Here is a 21,569-nt window from a genome sequence, read left to right on the forward strand (position 1 = left end):
TGAATGATTGCGCATATTGCCCCTTGCAGGCAGGACGCGCAACTTCCGTTCGAATGGCCGACGGCGCCAATGTGACGGCGGAAGGGCGATTGCGCCGGGCTGCGAAAAGGGCTTTTCTACAGCCCACGCTGTCCCAAGACGGCCGCGGCCTCGCTGGCCGTGAAGAATGTGACACGAGGGGAAGTCGATGACACGCACCACGATCGCCAAGGGCCTTGTCGGCCTTGGGCTGGCCGCCCTGTTGATGGGCTCCACGGCCGTTTCGGCCAAGACGCTCGTCTACTGCTCGGAAGGCAGCCCGGAGAACTTCACCCCCGCCCTCAACACCACCGGCACCAGCTTCGACGCGGCGCGCCCCGTGTTCAACCAGCTGACCGAGTTCGAGCGGGGCTCCACCACGGTGGTCCCCGGCCTGGCGGAGAGCTGGACCTTCTCGGACGACGCCAAGACGATCACGTTCAAGCTGCGCAAGGGCGTCAAGTTCCACGCCACGAAGGACTTCAAGCCCAGCCGCGACTTCAACGCGGACGACGTGCTGTTCTCCTTCAACCGCCAGTGGAAAGAGAACCATCCCTACTTCAAGGTGTCCGGCGGGAAGTACGACTACTTCAACGACATGGACATGCCCAAGCTGCTCAAGAGCATCGAGAAGACCGACGACTACACCATCGTCATGACGCTCAATGAGCCGAACGCGCCGATCCTGGCCAATCTGGCGATGGATTTCGCCTCCATTCACTCCCAGGAATACGCCGACTTCCTCACCAAGCAGGGCAAGCCCGAGGTGATGGACCAGATCCCGGTCGGCACCGGCCCGTTCATGTTCGTGAACTACCAGAAGGACGCGGTGATCCGCTTCAAGGCCAACCCGGACTATTTCCACGGCAAGGCCGCGATCGACGACCTCGTCTACGCCATCACGCCCGATCCCACCGCCCGCCTCGCCAAGCTGCGCAAGGGCGAGTGCCACCACATGGCTTATCCGCGCCCGGCGGACCTGGAGGAGATCAAGAAGGACCCGGCCCTGCAGATGATGCAGCAGCCCGGCCTCAACATCGCCTACTGGTCGTTCAACGTGCAGAAGCCGCCCTTCGACAAGAAGGAAGTGCGCCAGGCCATGAACATGGCCGTCGACAAGGCCGCCATCATCCGCGACGTCTATCTGGGCGCCGGCGAGCCGGCCAAGAACCTGATTCCGCCGACCATCTGGTCCTACAACGACAAGGTGGTCGACTATAAGTTCGACCAGGCCAAGGCCAAGGAGCTGCTCGAGAAGGCCGGCGTGAAGACGCCGCTCGACATCGACCTCTGGTACATGCCGGTTCAGCGCCCCTACAACCCGAACGGCAAGCGCATCGCCGAGATGATGCAGTCCGACCTCGCCAAGATCGGCATCAACGCCAAGCTGGTGACCTACGAGTGGGGCGAGTACCGCAAGCGCATGCAGCAGGGCGAGCACATCACCGGCCAGCTCGGCTGGACCGGCGACAATGGCGACCCGGACAACTTCTTCTTCCTGCGCGGCTGCTCGGCGGCCCGCCCGGGCGGCCAGAACCTCTCCAAGTGGTGCAACAAGGAGTTCGACGACCGCCTGAAGAAGGCGGCCGCCATGGCCGACAACAAGGAGCGCGCCAAGCTCTACGAGGAGATGCAGCTCATCCAGAAGGAGGAGGCGCCGGACATGACCATCGCGCACTCCGTCGTCTATGAGCCGATGCGCAAGGAAGTGACCGGCTACAAGATGAGCCCCTTCAACCGCCACGAGTTCTACGGCGTCGACATGAAGTGAGGCGGTCGGGAGGGCTTGGCCCTCCCGCCTGAGACGTCGGCGCCCGGGGACGGTGGTTTCCGGGCGCCCAGAGCTGCTCTTGCATGACGGCCCCCCACGTCTTGAGAGCCGCATCCACCCATCCGCCGTCATCCCCCGGCGCGCCGAAGGCGCGGGACGGGGATCCAGCGGGACGTCCAAGAGTCTGGATCCCCCTTCCCCTCCGCGGCTGCGTGGCTCCGGCCGGGGATGACGGCGAGGCGGGCGTGTGACGCCGGCGTGACGCGCAGGACCCCATCGCGGCCAAGCCATTCCCAGCTGGGCTGAGCAGGACCCCATGATCAAATTTCTCCTGAAGCGTGCGGCGCTGACGTTGCCCACCTTCTTCGCGCTCATGTTCGTGACCTTCGTGGCGATCCGCATGGTGCCGGGCGACCCGGTGGAGGTGCGGACGGGCGAGCGCGGCATCTCGCCCGAGCGCCTGGCGCAGTTCCGGCACGAGCTCGGCCTCGACCAGCCCATCTGGAAGCAGTTCGCCGACTATGTGTGGGCGCTGCTGCACGGCGATTTCGGCACCTCGGTGGTGACCAACGAGAAGGTGCTGACCGAGTTCTTCACGCTGTTTCCCGCCACCCTCGAGCTGTCCGCCGCCGCCATGCTGTTTGCGGTGCTGCTCGGCGTGCCCGCCGGCGTCGTCGCCGCCGTCAAGCGCGGCAGCTGGTTCGACCACACCCTGATGGGCGCGGCCGTGACCGGGTTCTCGATGCCGATCTTCTGGTGGGGCCTGCTCCTGATCATGCTGGTGTCGGAGCGCTGGGGCCTGACCCCGGTGTCCGGCCGCATCGACCTGATCAACTACTATTTCGAGCCCGTGACCGGCTTCATGCTGATCGACGCGCTGAAATCGGACCAGCCGGGCGCGTTCTGGTCGGCGCTGCACCACCTCATCCTGCCCACCATCGTGCTCGGCACGGTGCCGCTGGCCGTCATCGCCCGCATGACGCGCTCCTCCATGCTGGAGGTGCTGAGCGAGGACTATGTCCGCACCGCCCGCGCCAAGGGCCTGTCGCCGTTCCGGGTCATCGGCCTGCACGCGCTGCGCAACGCCCTGATCCCGGTCGTCACCATCGTGGGCCTGCAGGTCGGCACGCTGCTGGCCGGCGCGGTGCTGACGGAGACGATCTTCTCCTGGCCCGGGGTGGGCAAGTGGCTCATCGAGGCGATCGGCCGGCGCGACTACCCGTCGCTGCAGGGCGGCATCCTGCTCATCTCGTCCATGGTGATCGTCGTGAACCTGGTCATCGACGTGCTCTACGGAGCCATCAACCCGAGGATCCGTCATGGCCGTTGACGCTCTCGCCTCGCCGGCCGCGCAGCCGGCGCCGCCCGGGCCGCTGCGGGCCTTCTGGGCCGCCTTCTCGGAGAACAAGGGCGCGGTCGGCGGCCTCGTCGTGCTGTCGATCATCGCCTTCCTGGCCATCTTCGCCGACCTGGTGTCGCCCTATTCGCCCTTCGAGCAGTTCCGCGACTTCACCAAGCTGCCGCCCGCCTGGGAGCAGGGCGGAAACTGGAAATTCGTGCTCGGCACCGACGCGCTGGGCCGCGACACGCTGACCAGGCTCATCTACGGCGCGCGCATCTCGCTGTTCATCGGCGTCGCCGTGATGGCCACCTCGGTGGTGATCGGCGTGCTGCTCGGGCTCGCCGCCTCCTTCATGGGCGGCGTGGTCGACACCGTGGTGATGCGGGTGATGGACCTGATCCTGTCCGTGCCCGGCCTCGTCCTGGCCATCCTGGTCGTCGCCGTGCTGGGGCCGAGCCTCACCAACACCATCGTGGCGGTCGCCATCGTGTATCTGCCGAGCTATGTGCGCCTCGTGCGCGCCTCGGCGCTGGGCGAACTCGGCAAGGACTATGTGACGGCCTCCAAGGTGGCCGGCGTCGGCACGCTGCGGCTGATGTTCGTCACCATCCTGCCCAACTGCCTCGCGCCCCTCATCGTGCAGGCGGCGCTCGGCGTCTCCAACGCCATCCTGGAGGCGGCCGCCCTGGGCTTCCTCGGCCTCGGCGCGCAGCCGCCCACGCCCGAATGGGGCTCCATGCTGGCGGACAGCCGCGAATTCATCCGCTCCAATCCCTGGATCGTCACGCTTCCGGGCCTCGCTATCCTGATCACCGTCGTGGCGATCAACCTGATGGGCGACGGCCTTCGCGACGCGCTCGATCCCAAGCTCAAGAGGAGCTGAGCCATGGGCCTCCTCGACATCCGCAACCTCTCCGTCACCTTCGCGACCCGCTCGGGCCAGTTCCGGGCGGTGGACGGGGTCGACCTCACCGTCAACCAGAACGACGTCGTCTCCATCGTGGGCGAGTCCGGCTCCGGCAAGTCCGTCGCCATGCTGGCCGTGATGGGGCTGCTGCCCTGGACCGCCACCGTGACGGCCGACCGGATGAGCTTCGACGGGCGCGACCTCCTGACGATTTCGGACCGGGAGCGCCGCTCCATCGTCGGCCGCGACATCGCGATGATCTTCCAGGAGCCGATGACGTCGCTGAACCCGTGCTTCACGGTCGGGTTCCAGCTCGGCGAGACGCTGAAGACCCATCTCGGCCTGGACCGCGCCGCCCGCAAGAGGCGCGCGATCGAGCTCCTGGAGGAGGTCGGCATCACCGATCCGCAGCGGCGCCTGTCGGCCTTCCCGCACCAGCTCTCCGGCGGCATGAGCCAGCGCGTCATGATCGCCATGGCGATCGCCTGCCGGCCGAAGCTGCTCATCGCCGACGAGCCCACGACCGCGCTGGACGTCACCATCCAGGCCCAGATCCTCGACCTGCTGCTGCGCCTGCGCCAGGAGACCGGCATGGGCCTCGTGCTCATCACGCACGACATGGGCGTGGTGGCCGAGACCGCGCACCGGGTGGTGGTGCAATACGCGGGCCAGCAGGTGGAGCGGCAGGAGACCGTGGGCCTCTTCGCCGACCCGCACCATCCCTACACGGCCGCCCTGCTGGCGGCGCTGCCGGAGCGGGCGACCGGGCGCATCCTGCCCAGCATCCCGGGCGTGGTGCCCGGCCAATTCGACCGCCCGGCCGGGTGCCTGTTCTCGCCGCGCTGCGCCTTCGCGACCGACTATTGCCGCGCCGTGCCGCCCAAGCCCGCCGCCCCCGAGCTCGGCTACGCGCTCTGCCACTACGCCCTGGTCAAGGGCCAGCCCACCAACCGGGAGCGCGCCGCGTGACCGTCGTCCTCGAAGGCCGCAACCTGACGCGCGACTACAGCGCCAGGCGCGGAATGTTCTCCCCCGTGGCCACCGTCAAGGCGCTGTCGGGCGTGTCGTTCGACCTCGCCTCCGGCAAGACGCTCGCCGTGGTGGGCGAATCCGGCTCCGGCAAGTCGACGCTGGCGCGCCTCGTCACCATGATCGAGGAGCCGACGGCCGGCACGCTCAAGATCAACGGCGTCGACATGGTCGCCGCCACCGCGGCGGACCGCAAGCGCCTGCGCAGCGAGGTGCAGATCGTCTTCCAGAACCCCTATGGGTCGCTCAACCCGCGCCAGACCATCGGGGCCGCCCTGGAGGAGCCGCTGCTGGTCAACACCACGATGCCGGCCGCGCAGCGCAGGCAGGCCGCCAAGGACATGATGGCCCGCGTCGGGCTGCGGCCCGAATATGTCGAGCGCTACCCGCACATGTTCTCCGGCGGCCAGCGCCAGCGCATCGCCATCGCGCGCGCCCTGATGCTGCGGCCCAAGATCCTGGTGCTGGACGAACCGGTCTCGGCGCTGGACGTCTCGATCCGCGCCCAGGTGCTGAACCTGCTGGCGGAGCTGCAGAACGAGTTCCAACTCGCCTATCTGTTCATCTCGCACGACCTCTCGGTGGTGCGGCACATCGCCGACGACATCATGGTCATCTATCTCGGCCACGCCGTGGAGGTGGGGAGCCGCGAGGCGATCTTCTCCGCTCCGCAGCATCCCTACACGCGGGCGCTGCTGTCGGCGACGCCCGTGGCCGAGCCTGGCGCCAAGAAGGAGCGGATCGTCCTGCAGGGCGAGCTGCCATCGCCCTTCAACCCGCCGAGCGGCTGCCCCTTCAACCCGCGTTGCCCGCTCGCCTTCGCGCCCTGCCCGGTGGAGATGCCGCCCCTCGAGCCGAAGCACGGCCGCAAGGTGGCGTGCTGGGCCGTCGAAGCCGGGTGAGGCCGCGCGCGCCTTCAGCTCCGCGGCCTGTCGGCCCGGAGGTGAAGGGTGGAGGGCGGCGCGGAACGGCGACGCTGATCAGCCCCACGGCGAATGTGGGGAGTGTGGGGAGGACCGCGAGGCCGCCAGGCTCTCGCCGTTCCGCGCATGGCGTTTGAAGATCCACCGGAACGCCTCGGGGCGCTGTCAGCCCCTTGGCGCTTCCGCTCGTCGGGCTCTCCGACGGATCGCCTCTGCGAACCGGCTGTCACCCCGCCTCGCTTCGGCCGCCACCCCCGGTCCCCATCCGTGACACTGCAGATGTCCCTCCGTGGACCGGAGCATGGACAGGGTTATAGGAATTTTATCCGGTTGTCAAGACCGCGTCCGCTCGCCACCGGAAGCGCCACCCTCCCCGTCATCCCCGGCCGGAGCGGCGCAGCCGCGTAGGGGAAGGGGATCCAGAGAGGGTCCCGAAGAAGGCGCCCCTCGCCCGGCCGCCTGGATCCCCTTCCCGCGCCTGCGGCGCGCCGGGGATGACGGAGAGAGTTGTGCGGCGATGGTCTGGTTGGCGCTGGCTGATGCAAGACGTCCGCTTTCCACCAAAAGCGCCTCCGCGTCATCCCCGGCCGGAGCGGCGCAGCCGCGGAGGGGAAGGGGATCCAGAGAGGGTCCCGAAAAAGGCGCCCATCGCCCGGCCGCCTGGATCCCCTTCCCGCGCCTGCGGCGCGCCGGGGATGACGGAGAGTGGTGTGCGGCGATGGTCTGGTCTGGTTGGCGCTGGCCCGCCGAGGCGACTTCTCGTCATTGCAAGCGCCCTCTCCGCCGTCATCCCCGGCCGGAGCGGCGCAGCCGCGGAGGGGAAGGGGATCCAGAGAGGGGCCCGAAAAAGGCGCCTTTCGCCCGGCCGCCTGGATCCCCTTCCCGCGCCTTCGGCGCGCCGGGGATGACGGAGAGTGGTGTGCGGCGATGGTCTGGTCTGGTTGGCGCTGGCCCGCCGAGGCGACTTCTTGGCATTGCAAGCGCCCTCTCCGCCGTCATCCCCGGCCGGAGCGGCGCAGCCGCGGAGGGGAAGGGGATCCAGAGAGGGTCCCGAAGAAAGCGCCCTTCGCCCGCCGCCTGGATCCCCTTTCCCGCGCCTGCGGCGAGCCGGGGATGACGGAGTGGGTCAGAGGTCGGCGGAGATTTCGAGCCAGTCCGGGTTGGCGGCTTCGATGAGCTTCAGCTTCCAGGCGCGGTTCCAGCCCTTGACTTGCTTCTCGCGCGCGATCGCGTCCTCTGCGCGATCGAAGGCTTCGGCGTAGACGAGCCGGATGACGCCGTAGCGGCGCGTGAAGGCGGAGCCCAATCCGGCCCGGTGCTGCTCGACGCGCCGGCCGAGGTCGCGGGTCACGCCGACATAGAGCGTGCCGTTGCGCTGGCTGGCCAGGATGTAGACGGCAAAGGGCATGCCTGAATGTGGCGCCTCGCCTCCGCAACCCGCCACGGCGCCGCAGTTGAACGGCCCCCACCCTCCCCGTCATCCCCGGCCGGAGCGGCGCAGCCGCGCAGGGGAAGGGGATCCAGAGAGGGTCCCGAAAAAGGCGCCCCTCGCCCGGCCGCTCTGGATCCCCTTCCCGCGCCAGCGGCGCGCCGGGGATGACGGGGGACTTCAGGCCCCACCCGCCACCAGGTGGCGCGCGACCCGTTCCGGCGGGTCAGATGACGTTGCGCTCCAGGACGGGGCGGTTGGCGGCGATGCGGTCGAAGGACATGTCGGAGAGGTCGAGGGTCAGGTAGCGGCCGTGCAGGATGAGTTCGGCGAGGCCGCGGCCGACGGCGGGGGCCTGCTGCAGGCCGTGGCCGGAGAAGCCGTTGGCGAGGTAGAAATTGTCGATCCCGCCGGCCCGGCCCAGGATGGCGTTGTGGTCGAAGAGGTTCATGTCGTAGTGGCCGGCCCAGGCCCGGCCAGGGCGGATCTCCTCGAAGGCCGGGACGCGCGTGGCCAGCGCGGGCCAGATCGTCTCCTCGAAGAAGCCCCAGTCGACCTCGAACTCGTCGGAGTCGGGGTCCGGCATGCCGGCTGTCGGGCCGGCGCTGCCGATGAACAACTGGCCCTCCGGCCCGCGCCGGCCCTCGGGGCGGAACCAGGCGCCCGTCGTGTCGATCACCAGGGGGGCGTTCTCGACCGGGCCCTTGCAGGTGAAGGAGAACACGAAGCGCTTCCTGGAATGGACCGGGATGGCGACGCCCGCCATGGCGGCCACCTGGCGGCCGCCCGATGCGCCGGCGGCGTTGACCAAGGCCCCGCAGGCGATGCGCGACCCGTCCGCGAGGCGCACCCCCGTGACGCGGGCGCCGTCCCGGTCGATCCCGCTCACCGTCCCGTCCACATAGGCGACGCCGAGGCTGCGGGCCTTCTTGCGGAAGGCCTGCATCAGGCCCCAGCCGTCGAACCAGCCTTCGCCGCTGCGGCCCCATGTCCCGCAGGCGAGGTCGTCGGCGGCGAGCCAGGGAAAGCGCGCCGCCAGCGCGTCGCGCTCGAACAGCACGATGTCGGCGCCCTCGGCCGCCTGCAGGGCGTTGTTGGCGCGCAGCGCCGCCTCGCCCTCCGGGCTGGCGAGATAGAGATAGCCGCCCTCCACGAGCCCGATCTCGGGCCGGTCGTCGCCGACGGCGAGCAGTTCCCCGATGCGGCGCAGGAACTGGACGCCGTAAAGCGAGATCCGGATGTTCACCGCGCTGGAATATTGCTGGCGGATCGAGGCCGCCGACAGCGCCGAGGCAGAGAACTGGTAGGTGGGGTCCTTCTCCACCACCACCACCCGGCCCTTGAAGGCGGGGTCGGCCGCGATGTGGCACGCGATGGAGGACCCGATAGCGGCCCCGCCCACGATGACGACGTCGGCGGAGGTCGGCGCGGCGGAAGGCTGCGAAGCGGAGGCGGTCGGGGAGGTCATGCGAGCAAGCCGGCGAGCAGGAATGGGGATCGGCCGCGCGCGCTGGCCCGCGGTCATGAGCAGACCGCATGATTGGCAGGTTCAGGCGCGGCTGTCGAGACGCCTTCAGCCGGGGTCGCGCCCGCATTGCGCGAGCAGCCAGTCTCGGAACGCCACGATGGGCGGCCGGTCGCGTTTCTCCTCCGGATAGACCAGCCAATAGCCCTGCCGGCTGTCGATGGGCCGGTCGAACGGAACCGCGAGCGCGCCGCTGCGCAGCTCCTCCTCCACCAGCATGCGCGGCACGATCGCCATGCCGAGCCCGGCCACCGCGGCCTGCGCCACCATGGCGAACTGCTCGAAGCTGGGACCCAGCAGGGCCTGGGCCGGCGCGAGGCCCTGCCGCTCCAGCCATTCGGCCCAGGCGCGCGGGCGGGTCGACTGCTGCAGCAGCGGCGCGCGCAGCACGTCGGCGGGCTCCTTCAGGCCGACCCGGGCGATCAGGTCCGGGCTGGCGACCGGCACGATGACCTCGCCCATGAGGCGATGCATCGCCGCGCCGGGCCAGGTGGGGTCGCCGAAATGGATGGCGGCGTCGAGCGGCTCCTGGCGGAAATCGAAGGGTCGGATGCGCGTGGCGAAGTCGATGGTCACCTCCGGATGCTTCTGGAAGAAGTCCGGCAGGCGCGGGATCAGCCAGCGCGTGCCGAAGGTGGGCAGGATGGCGAGGGCCAGCGTGCCGCCCGCCCCCCGGAACGCCATGGCCGACATGGTCGCGGCTGCGATGCGCGAGAGCGCGTCGCGGATTTCCGCCGCATAGGCGAGGCCGGCCGGCGTGAGGGTGACGCGCTGGCGCACCCGCTCGAACAGCGGCACGCCCAGCGTCTGCTCCAGCGCGGCGACCTGCCGGCTGACCGCGCCCTGCGTCAGGTTCAGCTCCTCGGCGGCCCGGGTGAAGCTGCCGTGGCGGGCCGCGGCCTCGAAGGCCTGCAGCGCGCCGAGGGACGGCAGGAGGCTGCGCTGGGTCGCAAAGGTCATGCGTTTTCCTCATGAACTGGTGAGAACATATCGGTTGCGCCCGCCATGCGAAAGAGCGACGGTTCGGCGAATGCGCGGGAGCGCCGCACGGCGCGGTCCCGCTGGGCTGCGTCCGGCGCCGGCAGCGGGCCGGACCGGCGACTTGATCAGGAGATCCGCCATGGCCGCCTCGGCGCGCGACGACGTTCTGGGCATCCTCGACCGCCTCGGCGTTCCGGCTTCGGCCTTCGGGCGGGGCGGCATGCCGGCCCGCTCGCCCGTCACGGGCGACGTGACGGCCGAGATCCGGGAGGCCGGCCCCGCCGAGGCCGCCGCCGCCATCGACCGGGCCCACGCGGCCTTCGCGGCCTGGCGCAAGGTCCCGGCGCCCCGGCGCGGCGAGTTCGTGCGCCTCATCGGCGAGGAGCTGCGCGCCCACAAGGCCGATCTCGGCATGCTGGTGACGCTGGAGGCCGGCAAGATCGTCTCGGAGGGCCTCGGCGAGGTCCAGGAGATGATCGACATCTGCGACTACGCGGTTGGCCTGTCGCGCCAGCTCTTCGGCCTCACCATTGCGACCGAGCGGCCCGAGCACCGCATGATGGAGACCTGGCACCCGCTGGGCGTCACGGGCGTGATCACGGCCTTCAACTTCCCGGTGGCCGTGTGGTCGTGGAACGCGGCGCTCGCCTTCGTGTGCGGCGACCCCGTGGTGTGGAAGCCCTCCGAGAAGACGCCGCTGACCGCGCTCGCCGTGCAGGCGGTGGTCGAGAAGGCGGCCGCCCGTTTCGGCGGCGTGCCCGACGGGCTCAGCCAGGTGCTGATCGGCGGGCGGGCGCTCGGCGAGGCGCTGGTGGACGATCCCCGCGTCGCGCTGGTGTCGGCGACCGGCTCCACCGCGATGGGCCGGCAGGTCGGACCCCGGGTCGCGGCGCGCTTCGGCCGCTCCATCCTGGAGCTCGGCGGCAACAACGCCGCCATCGTGGCGCCTTCGGCCGACATCGAGATCGCGCTGCGCGGCATCGCCTTCGCGGCCATCGGCACCGCCGGCCAGCGCTGCACCACGCTGCGCCGGCTCTTCGTGCATGAGAGCGTCTATGACGCGCTCGTTCCGCGCCTGAAGCGCGTCTACGAGAGCGTGCGCATCGGCGATCCGCGCGAGGCCGGCGTGCTCGTGGGCCCGTTGATCGACCAGGGCGCGTTCGACGGCATGCAGCGCGCGCTCGGCGAGGCCCGCGGCCTCGGGGCCGAGGTGACCGGCGGCCAGCGCGTCCGCGAGGACCTGGGCGCGGACGCCTATTACGCCTCGCCCGCCCTGGTGGAGATGCCGTCCCAGACCGGCCCGATGGTGCGCGAGACCTTCGCGCCCATCCTGTATGTCGTGAAGTACCGCACGCTCGAGGAGGCGATCGCTCTCCAGAACGCCGTCGGGGCGGGCCTGTCCTCGTCCATCTTCACCCTCGACATGCGCGAGGCCGAGCGCTTCGTCTCGGCCGAGGGCTCCGACTGCGGCATCGCCAACGTCAATATCGGGCCGTCCGGGGCCGAGATCGGCGGAGCGTTCGGCGGCGAGAAGGAGACCGGCGGCGGCCGCGAGGCCGGCTCCGACGCCTGGAAGGCCTATATGCGCCGGGCGACCAACACCATCAATTACGGCGCGACCCTGCCGCTGGCGCAGGGCGTGACCTTCGAGATCATGGGGTAACTCCGCCGTCGTCCCCGGTGGCGCGCCGCGTCGGAAGGGACCCAGACGGCGGTTCAGTCAAAGGCTGGATCCCCTTCCCGCGCCTTCGGCGCGCCGGGGATGACGGCGGTGGAAGATCGAGGAGACATCCGATGAGCGCGCAGCCGCAGAGCAAGACGACGTCGTCAGCCGCCTCGTTCCAGTGGGACGACCCTTTCCTGCTCGACGACCAGCTCACCGAGGACGAGCGCCTGATCCGCGACACGGCCCGGGCCTACGCGCAGGAGAAGCTGCTGCCGCGCGTGGTGGAGGCCTATCGCGAGGAGAAGACGGACCGCTCCATCTTCAACGAGATGGGCGAGCTCGGCCTGCTCGGCGTCACCCTGCCGGAGGACTATGGCTGCGCCGGCGCCAACTACGTCTCCTACGGGCTGGTCGCCCGCGAGGTCGAGGCCATCGATTCCGGCTACCGCTCGATGATGAGCGTGCAGTCGTCGCTGGTGATGTACCCGATCTACGCCTATGGGGACGAGAACCAGCGCAAGAAGTACCTGCCCAAGCTCGCCTCGGGCGAGTGGGTCGGCTGCTTCGGCCTGACCGAGCCCGACGCCGGCTCCGACCCGGCCGGCATGAAGACGCGCGCCGAGAAGGTGGCGGACGGCTACCGCATCACGGGCGGCAAGACCTGGATCTCCAACGCGCCCATCGCGGACGTGTTCGTGGTGTGGGCGAAGTCGGCCGCCCATGGCGACCAGATCCGCGGCTTCGTGCTGGAGAAGGGCATGAAGGGCCTCTCCGCGCCCAAGATCGGCGGTAAGCTCTCGCTGCGCGCCTCGATCACCGGCGAGGTGGTGATGGACGGCGTGATCGTCCCGGAGGAGAACCTGCTGCCCAACGTCTCGGGCCTGAAGGGACCGTTCGGCTGCCTCAACCGCGCCCGCTACGGCATCTCCTGGGGCTCCATGGGGGCGGCCGAGGATTGCTGGCGCCGCGCCCGCCAATACACGCTGGACCGCAAGCAGTTCGGGCGGCCGCTGGCCGCCACCCAGCTGGTGCAGAAGAAGCTGGCCGACATGCAGACCGAGATCGCGCTGGGCCTGCAGGCCAGCCTGCGCGTCGGCCGCCTGTTCGACGAGGGCAAGGTCGCGCCCGAGATGATATCCATCGTCAAGCGCAACAACTGCGGCAAGGCGCTCGACATCGCCCGCGTCGCCCGCGACATGCATGGCGGCAACGGCATCCAGGAAGAATATCACGTGATGCGCCACGCGCAGAACCTGGAGACCGTCAACACCTATGAGGGCGCGCACGACGTCCACGCCCTCATCCTGGGCCGCGCCATCACCGGCATCCAGGCCTTCTTCTGAACGGTGGGGCCTGCACTCCTGGGAAACACGGACATGACCGGCCCCAAGCCTCTCGCGGGCGTCAAGGTGCTCGAGCTGGCGCGCATCCTGGCGGGGCCGTGGATCGGCCAGACCCTCGCCGACCTGGGGGCCGACGTCGTCAAGGTGGAGCGGCCCGGCGCGGGGGACGACACGCGCGCCTGGGGGCCGCCCTTCGTGCCGGCCGCGGACGGAGGCGACCTGTCGTCGGGCTACTACCACGCCTGCAACCGCGGCAAGCGCTCCATCGCGGTGGACTTCGAGACCCCCGAGGGGCAGGAGACGGTCAGGCGGCTGGCGGCGCACGCCGACGTGGTGATCGAGAACTTCAAGGTCGGCGGCCTGAAGAAATACGGCCTCGACCATGAGAGCCTGCGGGCGCTGAACCCGCGCCTCGTCACCTGCTCGGTGACGGGCTTCGGCCAGGACGGCCCCTATCGCGAGCGCGCCGGCTACGACTTCATGATCCAGGCCATGGGCGGCATCATGGACCTGACCGGCGACGCGGACGGCGAGCCGCAGAAGCCGGGCGTCGCCTTCGCGGACATCTTCACCGGCGTCTATGGCGTGATCGGCGTGCTGGCGGCGCTGCGCCGGCGCGACGCCACCGGCGAGGGCGGCCACCTCGACATGTCGCTCTTCGACACGCAGGTCTCGGTGCTGGCCAACCAGGCGCTGAACTACCTCGTCTCCGGCAAGACGCCCAAGCGCATGGGCAACGCCCACCCCAATCTCGCGCCTTACCAGGTGTTCCCGGTGGCCGACGGCCACATCGTCATCGCCTCCGGCAATGACGGGCAGTTCCGCCGGCTGTGCGGCGTCCTCGGCGCGCCCGCGATGGCGGAGGATCCCGCCTACTCCAGCAACGCCCTGCGGGTGACGAACCGGGAGCGACTGATCCCAACCATCTCCGACCTGACGCGGGGCTTCCGGCGCGACGATCTCCTGGCCGCGCTGGAGCGCGTCGGCGTTCCGGCCGGCCCCATCAACACCGTCGCGGACGTGTTCGAGGACCCGCAGGTCGCGGCGCGCGGCATGCGGGTGGACCTGCCCTGCCCGGACGCGGTCGGCGGGACGATCCCGACGATCCGCTCGCCCCTGATGCTCGACGGCGAGCCCATGGTGGCGGCGCGCGCTTCGCCGCGGCTGGGCCAGCACACCGACGAGGTGTTGTCCGATCCCGCCTGGACCGGCCTGCGGCCGTGACCTTCTCCCAGCATCACTCCTGCAAGACCGGGCTCCTCCCATGAGCGACGACGCCATCTCCTCCCGCGCAGCCGCCCGCGGCGCAGCCGCCCGCACCGGCGGCCAGCTGATCGTCGATTGCCTCCAGGCCCAGGGCGTCGAGCATGTCTTCTGCGTGCCGGGCGAGAGCTACCTGGCGGTGCTGGACGCGCTTCATGACGCCAGGATCGCCGTCACGGTCTGCCGCCAGGAGGGCGGAGCGGCCATGATGGCGGACGCCGCGGGCCGGCTCACGGGCCGCCCCGGCGTCGTCATGGTGACCCGCGCGCCGGGCGCCACCAACGCCTCGGCCGGCATCCACATCGCCGAGCAGGATTCAGTGCCGCTGGTGATGTTCGTCGGCCAGATCGACCGCAGCATGCGCGGCCGCGGCGCCTTCCAGGAGATGGACTACCGCGCCGTGTTCGGGACGATGGCGAAGTGGGCGGTCGAGATCGACGAGGTGGAGCGCATCCCCGAGATCGTGTCGCGCGCCTTCCACGTCGCCATGCAGGGGCGGCCCGGCCCCGTCGTGATCGCGCTGCCGGAGGACATGCTGCTGGAGGCTGCGTCCGTGCAGGCGGGCCCGCGCGTCGAGCCGGTCGAGATCTGGCCCGGCCTGACCCAGATGGCCGAGCTGCAGAAGCTGATCTGGGCGGCCAAAAAGCCCATCATGATCCTGGGCGGGTCCGGCTGGTCTGAGAAGGCCTGCGCCAGCGTGGCGCGCTTCGCCGAGCGCTTCGACATGCCGGTCGCGGCCTCGCTGCGCCGCCAGATGCTGTTTTCGGGCGAGCATCCGAACTACGCCGGCGAGATCGGCATCGCCCCCAACCCGAAGCTGCGGGCCCGCATCGAAGGCGCCGACCTGGTGATCCTCGCCGGAGGCAGGATGTCGGAGATGCCGTCGCAGTCCTACGCCATCCTGGAGATCCCCAGCCCGAAGCAGACGCTCGTGCATGTGCATGCCGGGTCGGAGGAGATCGGGCGGGTGTACCACCCGGCGCTCGGGATTATCGCCTCGCCGAACGCCTTCGCGGCGGCGCTGGAGAGCGTGCAGCCGCCGCACACCATCCCGTGGAGCCACGAGACCCGGCAGGCGCGCGAGGACTACCTCGCCTGGACGGACCAGCCGCCGCGCATCCCCGGCCGCCTGCAGATGGGCGAGGCCATGCTGTGGCTCCGCAACCGCCTGCCCAAGGACGCCATCGTGACCAACGGGGCCGGCAACTACGCCACCTGGCCGGCGCGCTTCCTGCGCTTCCGCCGCTACGGCACGCAGCTCGCCCCCACGTCGGGCTCGATGGGCTACGGGGTCCCGGCCGCCATCGGGGCGAAGCGGCTCCATCCGGACCGCATGGTGGTGGCCTTCGCGGGCGACGGCTGCTTCCTGATGCACGGGCAGGAGTTCGCCACGGCGGTGCAATACGGGCTGCCGGTGATCTTCGTGGTCGTCGACAACGGCATGTACGGCACCATCCGGATGCACCAGGAGCGTGAATATCCGGGCCGCATCTCGGCGACTGCCCTGAAGAACCCCAATTTCGCCGACTACGCCCGCGCCTTCGGCGGACATGGCGAACGGGTCGAGAGCACCGAGGAGTTCGCGCCCGCCTTCGAGCGCGCCGTCGCCTCCGGCAAGCCCGCGATCCTGCATTGCCTGATCGACCCGGAGGCGATCACGCCGTCGCAGACGCTGGCGCAGATCCGCGAGAGGGCGCTGGCCCGCTGAGCCTGCGCCCCCCGCGTCCGGTTCAGGCGCTGGCGGCGCGCCGCTCGTAAGTGGGCCGCACCGCCCGGATGCTGCGCCAGAACCCGACCGGGGCGCGCCCCTCCAGCTCGGAGGCGAGCAGGTCGAGGTGGCAGTGCCAGCCGGCCGACACCGACACGACCATGCCGGGCTTCACGACGCGGCTATGCGTGACCGTGAGCCGGACCTTGCCGCCCTCGTCGGCGAGCTCGAACCGCACCTGCGATGAATCCGGCTCCGTCCCCCAGGTGAAGGCCAGCAGCGAGGGCTTCTCGCAGGCCAGCACGGTCCCGCGCAGGCGCGACACCTCGCCATGGGCTTCCGACCCGGCCGGAGGGGGCTCGTCGTTCGGCGTCAGCGCGTTGTTGTGGAAGACGAGTTCGATCGCGCCGCCCGGCGCGAGGTCGAAGGCGCCGGCCGCCAGCCATTTGCGGCGCAGGTCCGGCTCGGTCAGGTAGCGCCAGACCCGCTCCCGGGGGCCGGGCAACAGGCGCTCGATGCGGATCGCATCGGTCCCGACGGGCTGGGCCAGAGAGGCGGGGTCGATTTCATGGTGATGCATCGTGATCTCCCGGAGGGGCGTCGTCCTCGGCCAGGATCGCCTCGAGGGCGTCCAGCCTTTCGGTCCAGAAGCGCTCGAAATGCCGGATCCATTCCTGCCCGGCATGCATCGGGGCCGCTTCCAGACGGCACACATGGCTGCGTCCCCGCACCGTCCGGCGGACCAGGCCGGCCTCTTCCAGCACGCGGATGTGCTTGGAGGCGGCGGCCAGCGACATCGGATGGGGCGCCGCAAGGTCGCCGACCGTCGCCTCGCCGCGCGCCAGCCGCTGGAGCATGGCCCGGCGGGTGGCGTCGGAGAGGGCGTGGAAGACCGTGTCGAGTTCGGGGGCGTGTTGCTCAACCATAAGGTTGAATATGCCGGCGCCGAACCGGACTGTCAACCGTTTGGTTGAATGATAGCGGCCCCAGGCTTCAGGACCGCGGCCGCCTCGCGCCTAGTGAAGCTGGCAGAGCGGAGTGCCGCCGATCTCCTCGATCGCCTCGCGCAGGCCGAGCAGATGCGGGTTGATTCCCAGCGCGATCTGGAAGGCGGCGCGGGCTTCGGCGAAGCGGTCGTGCCGCAGGCAGATCTGGCCGAAGCCCGAGACCGCCCCGAAATGCCGCGGCTCCAGCAGGAGCGTCTGCTCGATGTCGGCCAGCGCGTCGGCGTCGCGCTTCTGGATGAAGGCGAGGGTGGCGCGCTTGTTCCAGGCCTCGGCCCAGCGCGGCTCCTTCTCCACCAGCCGGTCCAGCATGGGGCGCGCGAGGTCGAGCGCGCCCGCCCCGATCGCCTCGATGGCGGCCGCCATCTGGTTGGACGCGTGCAGGTCCTTGTGGGCGATCCAGTGGGCCCAGATGAGGTCCTCCAGGTCGTCCGGATCGCGCTCGGGCTCCGGCTGCGCGAGTTCGCGGAACAGCGTCGTGAGGCGGCGCGGCAAGGTCGCGGCGGGGCGGCGCTCGCCCAGCCGCATCACCAGCGTGAAGACCTTGTCGATATGGGCGCCGGTGGGGGGACTCTGGCCGGCGCGGGCCGAACGCGTGCGCATGCTCATGCCTCGTCATCTAGGGCGGCGAGCCCGCAGGGGGAGAGGAGGCGGCCCGCTTTGGCCGGCCCGGCGGCGCCTTGTCCCGCCGCCGGGGATCGGTATGGTCCGAATGTGCGCGGCTTCGCGCCCCGGAGCCCCGATGCCGCCCTTCGACGCCCTGCGCGCCGCCCCGATGCTGGTCCTGCTCGCCGCCTGCGCGGCGGCGGCGACTTTCGCCATCCTGCCGCCCCTGACGCCGCTGCTGCGGCGCTACGCGCTGGCGCGCCCGAACGCCCGGTCGAGCCACAGCAGCCCGACCCCGCAGGGCGGCGGCGCGGCGGTGGTGGGCGTCGCGCTCGTCCTGCTGGGCCTCGTCCTGGCGCTGGCGCCCGGCGTCCCCGCCGCCGAGCGGACCTCGTTGCTGGCCCTGATGGCCGCGGCGGCCGTGCTGGCCGTGCTCGGCGCCGTCGACGACGTGAAGCCGCTTCCGGCCGCGCCGCGCTTCCTCATCCAGGCGGTCGCGGTCGGCGCCGCGGTGTTCGCCGTCCCGGCCGAGGCGAGGGTCTTCCCGGAGCTGCTCCCCTCCGGCCTTGAGCGCGCTTTGGTGGTCTTCGCCGGCCTCTGGTTCGTGAACCTGACCAATTTCATGGATGGGCTCGACTGGATCACCGCCGCCGAGCTCACGCCCGTCAACGCCGCGCTGGCCTGGCTCGCCGTGCTGGGCGTCCTGCCGACGGCGGGCGGGGTGGTGGCGGCCTGCGTCGCCGGGGCTATGCTGGGCTTCGCGCCCTTCAACCGGCCGGTGGCGCGGCTCTTCCTGGGCGACGTGGGCAGCCTGCCCCTCGGCCTGCTCACCGGCTACGGGCTGTACCGGCTGGCCGGCGCCGGGCATGTGCTGCCGGCCCTCATCCTGCCGCTCTACTATCTGGCCGACGCCACCATCACGCTGCTGCGCCGCATGGCGAAAGGCGAGCGCTTCTGGGACGCGCATCGCAGCCACTATTACCAGCGCGCCACCGTCAACGGCCTCACCGTGATGGGGGTGGTGACGCGGGTGTTCATCGTCAATCTCAGCCTCGCGGGCGTCGCCGTCATCGTGGCGGTCGCCTTCACGCCGGCGCGCGGCATGCTGGCCGCCGCGCTGGCGGCGCTGTGCGTGGCGGCGCTGCTGGCGGACTTCTCCCAGCGCAGGAGCAAGGCCTGAGATGCGGGTGCTGCTGACGGGCGCGTCGGGCTTCGTCGGGCGCCGCCTCGCGGCCGCGCTGCTGGCGCGGGGCCACGCCGTGCGGGCGCCGCTCCGCGATCCCGGCGCGGCGACGCCCGAGGGGGTCGAGACGCGGCCCATCGGCGACCTCGCCGGGCCGGTCGACTGGGCCCCGCTGCTGGCCGGGGTCGACGCGGTCGCGCACGCGGCCGGGCTGGCGCATGCCGGGCCGGGGCTGCCCGACGTGCTCTACGACGCGGTCAACCGGGACGCCACGCTGGCGCTCGCCCGCGCCGCGCAGGGGCGGGTCGGCCGCTTCGTGTTCCTGTCCTCGGTGCGGGCCCAGTCGGGGCCGACCGCGGCGCATCTCCTGACCGAGGCGGACGCGCCCGCGCCGACCGACGCCTATGGGCGCTCCAAGCTGCAGGCCGAGGAGGGGCTGGCCCGGATCCCGGACCTGTCCTGGACGGCGCTGCGCCCCGTCGTGGTCTACGGGCCCGGGGTCGGCGGCAATCTGGCGACGCTGCTGCGGCTGGCGCGGCTTCCGGCGCCGCTGCCCTTTGGGACCCTGACCGCGCCGCGGTCCTTCGCATCGGTGGAGAACGTCGCGGAGGCGACGGTGTTCGCCCTGGAGCGGCCCATGCGGGCGAACGGCCCGCTGATCGTCGCGGACCCGCAGCCGAGCTCCGTGGCCGAGTTCGTGGGCGCCATGCGCGCGGCGCTGGGGCGCGGACCCGGACTCGTTTCCGTGCCGCCGGGCGCGATCGGGACGCTGCTGCGGCTCTTGGGCCGATCCGACGCGTGGGAGCGCATCTCCGGGGCGATGGCGGCCTCGCCGCAGGCGCTCCTCAGGGAGGGCTGGCGACCGCCGGTTGGGTCGACGCCGGAGGGAGTTCGGCGATGGCTGGCGGCGGGATCACCGCCCGGGTGAAGTCCGGGACGGCGTCCGCCAGGATGCGCCGGGCGCCGTCGCGGTCATGGGCGTCCAGCGCGACCTTCAGGTCGGCGAGCCAGTCCCGCATCCTGCCGATGTCGGCGAAGAGCGGCTTGGCCGCCATCACGCCGGCCACGCCGGTGTCGACCGTGGGCTCGTCCTGGTCGAACAGGATCTCGTTCAGCCTCTCGCCCGCCCGCGCGCCCGTGACGGCGATCTCGATGTCGACGCCGGGCTCGAAGCCGGCGAGGCGGATCATGCGCTCGGCCAGCGCCATGATCTTCACCGGCTGGCCCATCTTGAGGACGTAGACGGACGGGGTCTCGCCCGTCGCGGCGCCGTCAGCCCGCATGTCGAAATCGGCGTGGGAGGCGGCGGTGAGCACCAGCTCGGCGGCCTCGCGGACGGTCATGAAATACCGCACCATGTCGGGGTGGGTCACCGTGACCGGCCCGCCATGGGCGATCTGCGCCTTGAACTTCGGCACCACCGAGCCGTTCGAGCCCAGCACGTTGCCGAAGCGCACGGCGATGAGGCGCGTCCTGGCGGCACCGTTCGCCTTGCCGTCGCCGGCCGGCCGGCCGGGCTCCCGGGCCAGCGCGTCGAGCGCCTGCGCGTACATCTCGGCGAAGCGCTTGGTCGCGCCCAGCATCGAGACGGGCTCGATGGCCTTGTCGGTCGAGATCATCACGGCGGCGCTGGCCCCGGAGGCGAGCGCGGCGTCCAGCACGTTCACGGAGCCGAACACGTTGGTCTTGATCGCCTCGTCCCAGTCCACCTCCAGATAGGGGACGTGCTTGAGGGCCGCCGCGTGGAAGACGAGATCCGGCCGGAACTCCCGGAACAGCCGCTCGATCCGCCCGCGGTCGCGGATGTCGGCGATGGCCCCGGTGACGCGCGTCACGCTGGACTGGAGCGCCAGCGCCTCGACGACGGCGTGCAGCGCTGGCTCGGAGTTCTCCACGATCATCAGCTCGGAGGCCCCGAAGGCCGCCACCCTGAGCGACATCTCGCTGCCGATGGAGCCGCCGCCGCCGGTCACCAGCACGCGCCGGCCCTCCACGAGGCCCTTCAGGCGGGCGCGGTCGATCGCGATCGTGGGCCGCAGCAGGAGGTCGTCGATCTCCACCGGGGCGAGGCTGGCGCCCGATCCGAGGGTCTCGTCCAGGGTCTGGAAGCGCGTCAGCGGCACGCCGAGCCGCCTTGCGGCGGCGAACAGCTTCTCGGGCTCGGCGTCCGCCGCCAGCGCGCTCGGCGTGGCGATGAGGCGCTTCACGGCGACGCCGCGCTCGGCGAAGTCCGCGACGGTCTTCTCCAGACTGCGGAAGTCCGCCCGCACCGAGATGCCCCTGATGCTCTGGCCGGCGTCCGAATCGCGCGGCGACAGCACGCCGACGGCGTGGATGCGCCGCAGCCCGCCGCTTTCCAGCGCCCGCAGGACGATCTCGACGTCGGCCGGACGGCCCAGGACGAGCGCCGGCGTGGTGGCGAGCTTCTCCGCCTGGTCGCGCGAGCGCACGAAGCGCAGGTAACGATAGGCGACCCGCGGCCCGCCCAGGAAGAAGATCTGCAGCACCCAGTAGAGCGCGATGGTGATCTTGCCGAAGAAGAAGCCGCCGTAGAAATCGGGCGACACCAGCCCGTAGTCCAGCACCAGCAGCGACAGGCTCAGCACCGAGGCGGCCTTGACGATCCCCGACAGGTCCGGCAGCGAGGCGAAGCGCCAGCGCGACTGGTAGAGCCCGAAATACCAGTAGACGACGCTGGCGTAGAGGGCGAAGGACGGCAGGATCGCCGGCAGATAGGGCAGCCGCGCGGCCAGGAGGGGCCCTTCGAACCTCAGCACGAACACGGCCAGCAACGCCAGCACGGTCGCGGCGAAGTCGTGCGCGACGACCAGGGCCTTCTTGGCGTCGATGCGGCTGAACACGGACATCCGG

The 21,569-nt window shown here is 70.9% G+C and carries 18 protein-coding genes; 11 read left to right on the plus strand and 7 right to left on the minus strand.

What is annotated here, in order from left to right:
* The first annotated feature begins 187 nt into the window (after window positions 1-187).
* The 5 genes from ABEG18_RS25675 to ABEG18_RS25695 all read left to right on the plus strand — a co-directional run bounded on the left by ABEG18_RS25675 (window position 188) and on the right by ABEG18_RS25695 (window position 5,969).
* Window positions 188-1,789: an ABC transporter substrate-binding protein gene (locus ABEG18_RS25675; protein ID WP_406855861.1), complete on the plus strand. Its 1,602-nt coding sequence runs from the start codon at window positions 188-190 to the stop codon at window positions 1,787-1,789.
* Window positions 1,790-2,105: 316 nt separating this feature from the next.
* A complete protein-coding gene (locus ABEG18_RS25680; RefSeq protein ID WP_406855862.1) occupies window positions 2,106-3,119 on the plus strand; it encodes an ABC transporter permease subunit in 1,014 nt (337 codons plus the stop codon).
* Window positions 3,109-4,014, plus strand: a complete 906-nt coding sequence (locus ABEG18_RS25685; RefSeq protein WP_406855863.1) for an ABC transporter permease subunit — start codon at window positions 3,109-3,111, stop codon at window positions 4,012-4,014. The genes ABEG18_RS25680 and ABEG18_RS25685 overlap by 11 nt, the downstream gene beginning before the upstream one ends.
* Window positions 4,015-4,017: 3 nt before the next feature.
* Window positions 4,018-5,007, plus strand: a complete 990-nt coding sequence (locus ABEG18_RS25690) for an ABC transporter ATP-binding protein (protein ID WP_406855864.1) — start codon at window positions 4,018-4,020, stop codon at window positions 5,005-5,007.
* A 53-nt stretch (window positions 5,008-5,060) separates the two neighbouring features.
* Window positions 5,061-5,969: a dipeptide ABC transporter ATP-binding protein gene (locus tag ABEG18_RS25695; RefSeq protein ID WP_406858712.1), complete on the plus strand. Its 909-nt coding sequence runs from the start codon at window positions 5,061-5,063 to the stop codon at window positions 5,967-5,969.
* A gap of 1,147 nt (window positions 5,970-7,116) precedes the next feature.
* On the opposite strand, the gene ABEG18_RS25700 is transcribed toward ABEG18_RS25695, so the two are convergent.
* The 3 genes from ABEG18_RS25700 to gcvA form a co-directional block, all read right to left on the minus strand.
* Window positions 7,117-7,398 (minus strand): GIY-YIG nuclease family protein, encoded by a 282-nt coding sequence (locus ABEG18_RS25700; RefSeq protein ID WP_406855865.1) that lies wholly within the window; start codon window positions 7,396-7,398, stop codon window positions 7,117-7,119.
* A gap of 247 nt (window positions 7,399-7,645) precedes the next feature.
* Entirely contained in the window at window positions 7,646-8,887 is a 1,242-nt protein-coding gene (locus tag ABEG18_RS25705; RefSeq protein WP_406855866.1) for an NAD(P)/FAD-dependent oxidoreductase, read from the minus strand.
* Between the two features lie 105 nt (window positions 8,888-8,992).
* Window positions 8,993-9,904 carry a transcriptional regulator GcvA gene (gene gcvA / locus ABEG18_RS25710; RefSeq protein ID WP_406855867.1) on the minus strand — a complete coding sequence of 304 codons (912 nt, stop codon included), beginning with the start codon at window positions 9,902-9,904 and terminating at the stop codon, window positions 8,993-8,995.
* Between the two features lie 160 nt (window positions 9,905-10,064).
* On the opposite strand from gcvA, the gene ABEG18_RS25715 reads away from it, so the two are divergent.
* The 4 genes from ABEG18_RS25715 to ABEG18_RS25730 all read left to right on the plus strand — a co-directional run bounded on the left by ABEG18_RS25715 (window position 10,065) and on the right by ABEG18_RS25730 (window position 15,905).
* A complete protein-coding gene (locus ABEG18_RS25715) occupies window positions 10,065-11,588 on the plus strand; it encodes an aldehyde dehydrogenase family protein (RefSeq protein ID WP_406855868.1) in 1,524 nt (507 codons plus the stop codon).
* Between the two features lie 131 nt (window positions 11,589-11,719).
* A complete protein-coding gene (locus ABEG18_RS25720; RefSeq protein WP_406855869.1) occupies window positions 11,720-12,934 on the plus strand; it encodes an acyl-CoA dehydrogenase in 1,215 nt (404 codons plus the stop codon).
* Window positions 12,935-12,967: 33 nt separating this feature from the next.
* Window positions 12,968-14,158 carry a CaiB/BaiF CoA transferase family protein gene (locus ABEG18_RS25725; protein ID WP_406855870.1) on the plus strand — a complete coding sequence of 397 codons (1,191 nt, stop codon included), beginning with the start codon at window positions 12,968-12,970 and terminating at the stop codon, window positions 14,156-14,158.
* Between the two features lie 40 nt (window positions 14,159-14,198).
* On the plus strand, window positions 14,199-15,905 hold the full coding sequence (locus ABEG18_RS25730) for a thiamine pyrophosphate-binding protein (RefSeq protein WP_406855871.1): 1,707 nt from the start codon (window positions 14,199-14,201) through the stop codon (window positions 15,903-15,905).
* A gap of 22 nt (window positions 15,906-15,927) precedes the next feature.
* Here the strand turns inward: ABEG18_RS25730 and ABEG18_RS25735 are convergent, their stop codons facing one another.
* The 3 genes from ABEG18_RS25735 to ABEG18_RS25745 all read right to left on the minus strand — a co-directional run bounded on the left by ABEG18_RS25735 (window position 15,928) and on the right by ABEG18_RS25745 (window position 17,512).
* Window positions 15,928-16,485 carry an SRPBCC family protein gene (locus tag ABEG18_RS25735; protein WP_406855872.1) on the minus strand — a complete coding sequence of 186 codons (558 nt, stop codon included), beginning with the start codon at window positions 16,483-16,485 and terminating at the stop codon, window positions 15,928-15,930.
* Window positions 16,472-16,831 (minus strand): ArsR/SmtB family transcription factor, encoded by a 360-nt coding sequence (locus ABEG18_RS25740; RefSeq protein ID WP_406855873.1) that lies wholly within the window; start codon window positions 16,829-16,831, stop codon window positions 16,472-16,474. The genes ABEG18_RS25735 and ABEG18_RS25740 overlap by 14 nt, the downstream gene beginning before the upstream one ends.
* A 90-nt stretch (window positions 16,832-16,921) precedes the next feature.
* The gene (locus tag ABEG18_RS25745) at window positions 16,922-17,512 is read right to left on the minus strand and encodes a tetratricopeptide repeat protein (protein WP_406855874.1); all 591 of its coding nucleotides are present in this window, start codon (window positions 17,510-17,512) and stop codon (window positions 16,922-16,924) included.
* Window positions 17,513-17,651: 139 nt separating this feature from the next.
* On the opposite strand from ABEG18_RS25745, the gene ABEG18_RS25750 reads away from it, so the two are divergent.
* Together ABEG18_RS25750 and ABEG18_RS25755 are read left to right on the plus strand one after the other, a co-directional pair.
* Window positions 17,652-18,695, plus strand: a complete 1,044-nt coding sequence (locus tag ABEG18_RS25750; RefSeq protein WP_406855875.1) for a glycosyl transferase — start codon at window positions 17,652-17,654, stop codon at window positions 18,693-18,695.
* 1 nt (window position 18,696) lies between these two features.
* Window positions 18,697-19,626: an NAD-dependent epimerase/dehydratase family protein gene (locus ABEG18_RS25755; RefSeq protein ID WP_406855876.1), complete on the plus strand. Its 930-nt coding sequence runs from the start codon at window positions 18,697-18,699 to the stop codon at window positions 19,624-19,626.
* On the opposite strand, the gene ABEG18_RS25760 is transcribed toward ABEG18_RS25755, so the two are convergent.
* Window positions 19,544-21,565 (minus strand): SDR family NAD(P)-dependent oxidoreductase, encoded by a 2,022-nt coding sequence (locus ABEG18_RS25760; RefSeq protein WP_406855877.1) that lies wholly within the window; start codon window positions 21,563-21,565, stop codon window positions 19,544-19,546. The two genes, ABEG18_RS25755 and ABEG18_RS25760, sit on opposite strands and share 83 nt — an antisense overlap.
* Window positions 21,566-21,569 lie beyond the last annotated feature (4 nt).

Origin of the sequence: Alsobacter sp. KACC 23698, from assembly GCF_045348435.1 — a bacterium.
Classification (GTDB): domain Bacteria; phylum Pseudomonadota; class Alphaproteobacteria; order Rhizobiales; family Beijerinckiaceae; genus Alsobacter.

Coding starts and splice junctions, on each gene's coding strand:
- ABEG18_RS25675 (WP_406855861.1), top strand. CDS start 188: ATGACACGCACCACGATCGCCAAGGGCCTTGTCGGCCTTGGGCTGGCC.
- ABEG18_RS25680 (WP_406855862.1), top strand. CDS start 2,106: ATGATCAAATTTCTCCTGAAGCGTGCGGCGCTGACGTTGCCCACCTTC.
- ABEG18_RS25685 (WP_406855863.1), top strand. CDS start 3,109: ATGGCCGTTGACGCTCTCGCCTCGCCGGCCGCGCAGCCGGCGCCGCCC.
- ABEG18_RS25690 (WP_406855864.1), top strand. CDS start 4,018: ATGGGCCTCCTCGACATCCGCAACCTCTCCGTCACCTTCGCGACCCGC.
- ABEG18_RS25695 (WP_406858712.1), top strand. CDS start 5,061: ATGTTCTCCCCCGTGGCCACCGTCAAGGCGCTGTCGGGCGTGTCGTTC.
- ABEG18_RS25700 (WP_406855865.1), bottom strand. CDS start 7,398: ATGCCCTTTGCCGTCTACATCCTGGCCAGCCAGCGCAACGGCACGCTC.
- ABEG18_RS25705 (WP_406855866.1), bottom strand. CDS start 8,887: ATGACCTCCCCGACCGCCTCCGCTTCGCAGCCTTCCGCCGCGCCGACC.
- gcvA (WP_406855867.1), bottom strand. CDS start 9,904: ATGACCTTTGCGACCCAGCGCAGCCTCCTGCCGTCCCTCGGCGCGCTG.
- ABEG18_RS25715 (WP_406855868.1), top strand. CDS start 10,065: ATGGCCGCCTCGGCGCGCGACGACGTTCTGGGCATCCTCGACCGCCTC.
- ABEG18_RS25720 (WP_406855869.1), top strand. CDS start 11,720: ATGAGCGCGCAGCCGCAGAGCAAGACGACGTCGTCAGCCGCCTCGTTC.
- ABEG18_RS25725 (WP_406855870.1), top strand. CDS start 12,968: ATGACCGGCCCCAAGCCTCTCGCGGGCGTCAAGGTGCTCGAGCTGGCG.
- ABEG18_RS25730 (WP_406855871.1), top strand. CDS start 14,199: ATGAGCGACGACGCCATCTCCTCCCGCGCAGCCGCCCGCGGCGCAGCC.
- ABEG18_RS25735 (WP_406855872.1), bottom strand. CDS start 16,485: ATGCATCACCATGAAATCGACCCCGCCTCTCTGGCCCAGCCCGTCGGG.
- ABEG18_RS25740 (WP_406855873.1), bottom strand. CDS start 16,831: ATGGTTGAGCAACACGCCCCCGAACTCGACACGGTCTTCCACGCCCTC.
- ABEG18_RS25745 (WP_406855874.1), bottom strand. CDS start 17,512: ATGCGCACGCGTTCGGCCCGCGCCGGCCAGAGTCCCCCCACCGGCGCC.
- ABEG18_RS25750 (WP_406855875.1), top strand. CDS start 17,652: ATGCCGCCCTTCGACGCCCTGCGCGCCGCCCCGATGCTGGTCCTGCTC.
- ABEG18_RS25755 (WP_406855876.1), top strand. CDS start 18,697: ATGCGGGTGCTGCTGACGGGCGCGTCGGGCTTCGTCGGGCGCCGCCTC.
- ABEG18_RS25760 (WP_406855877.1), bottom strand. CDS start 21,565: ATGTCCGTGTTCAGCCGCATCGACGCCAAGAAGGCCCTGGTCGTCGCG.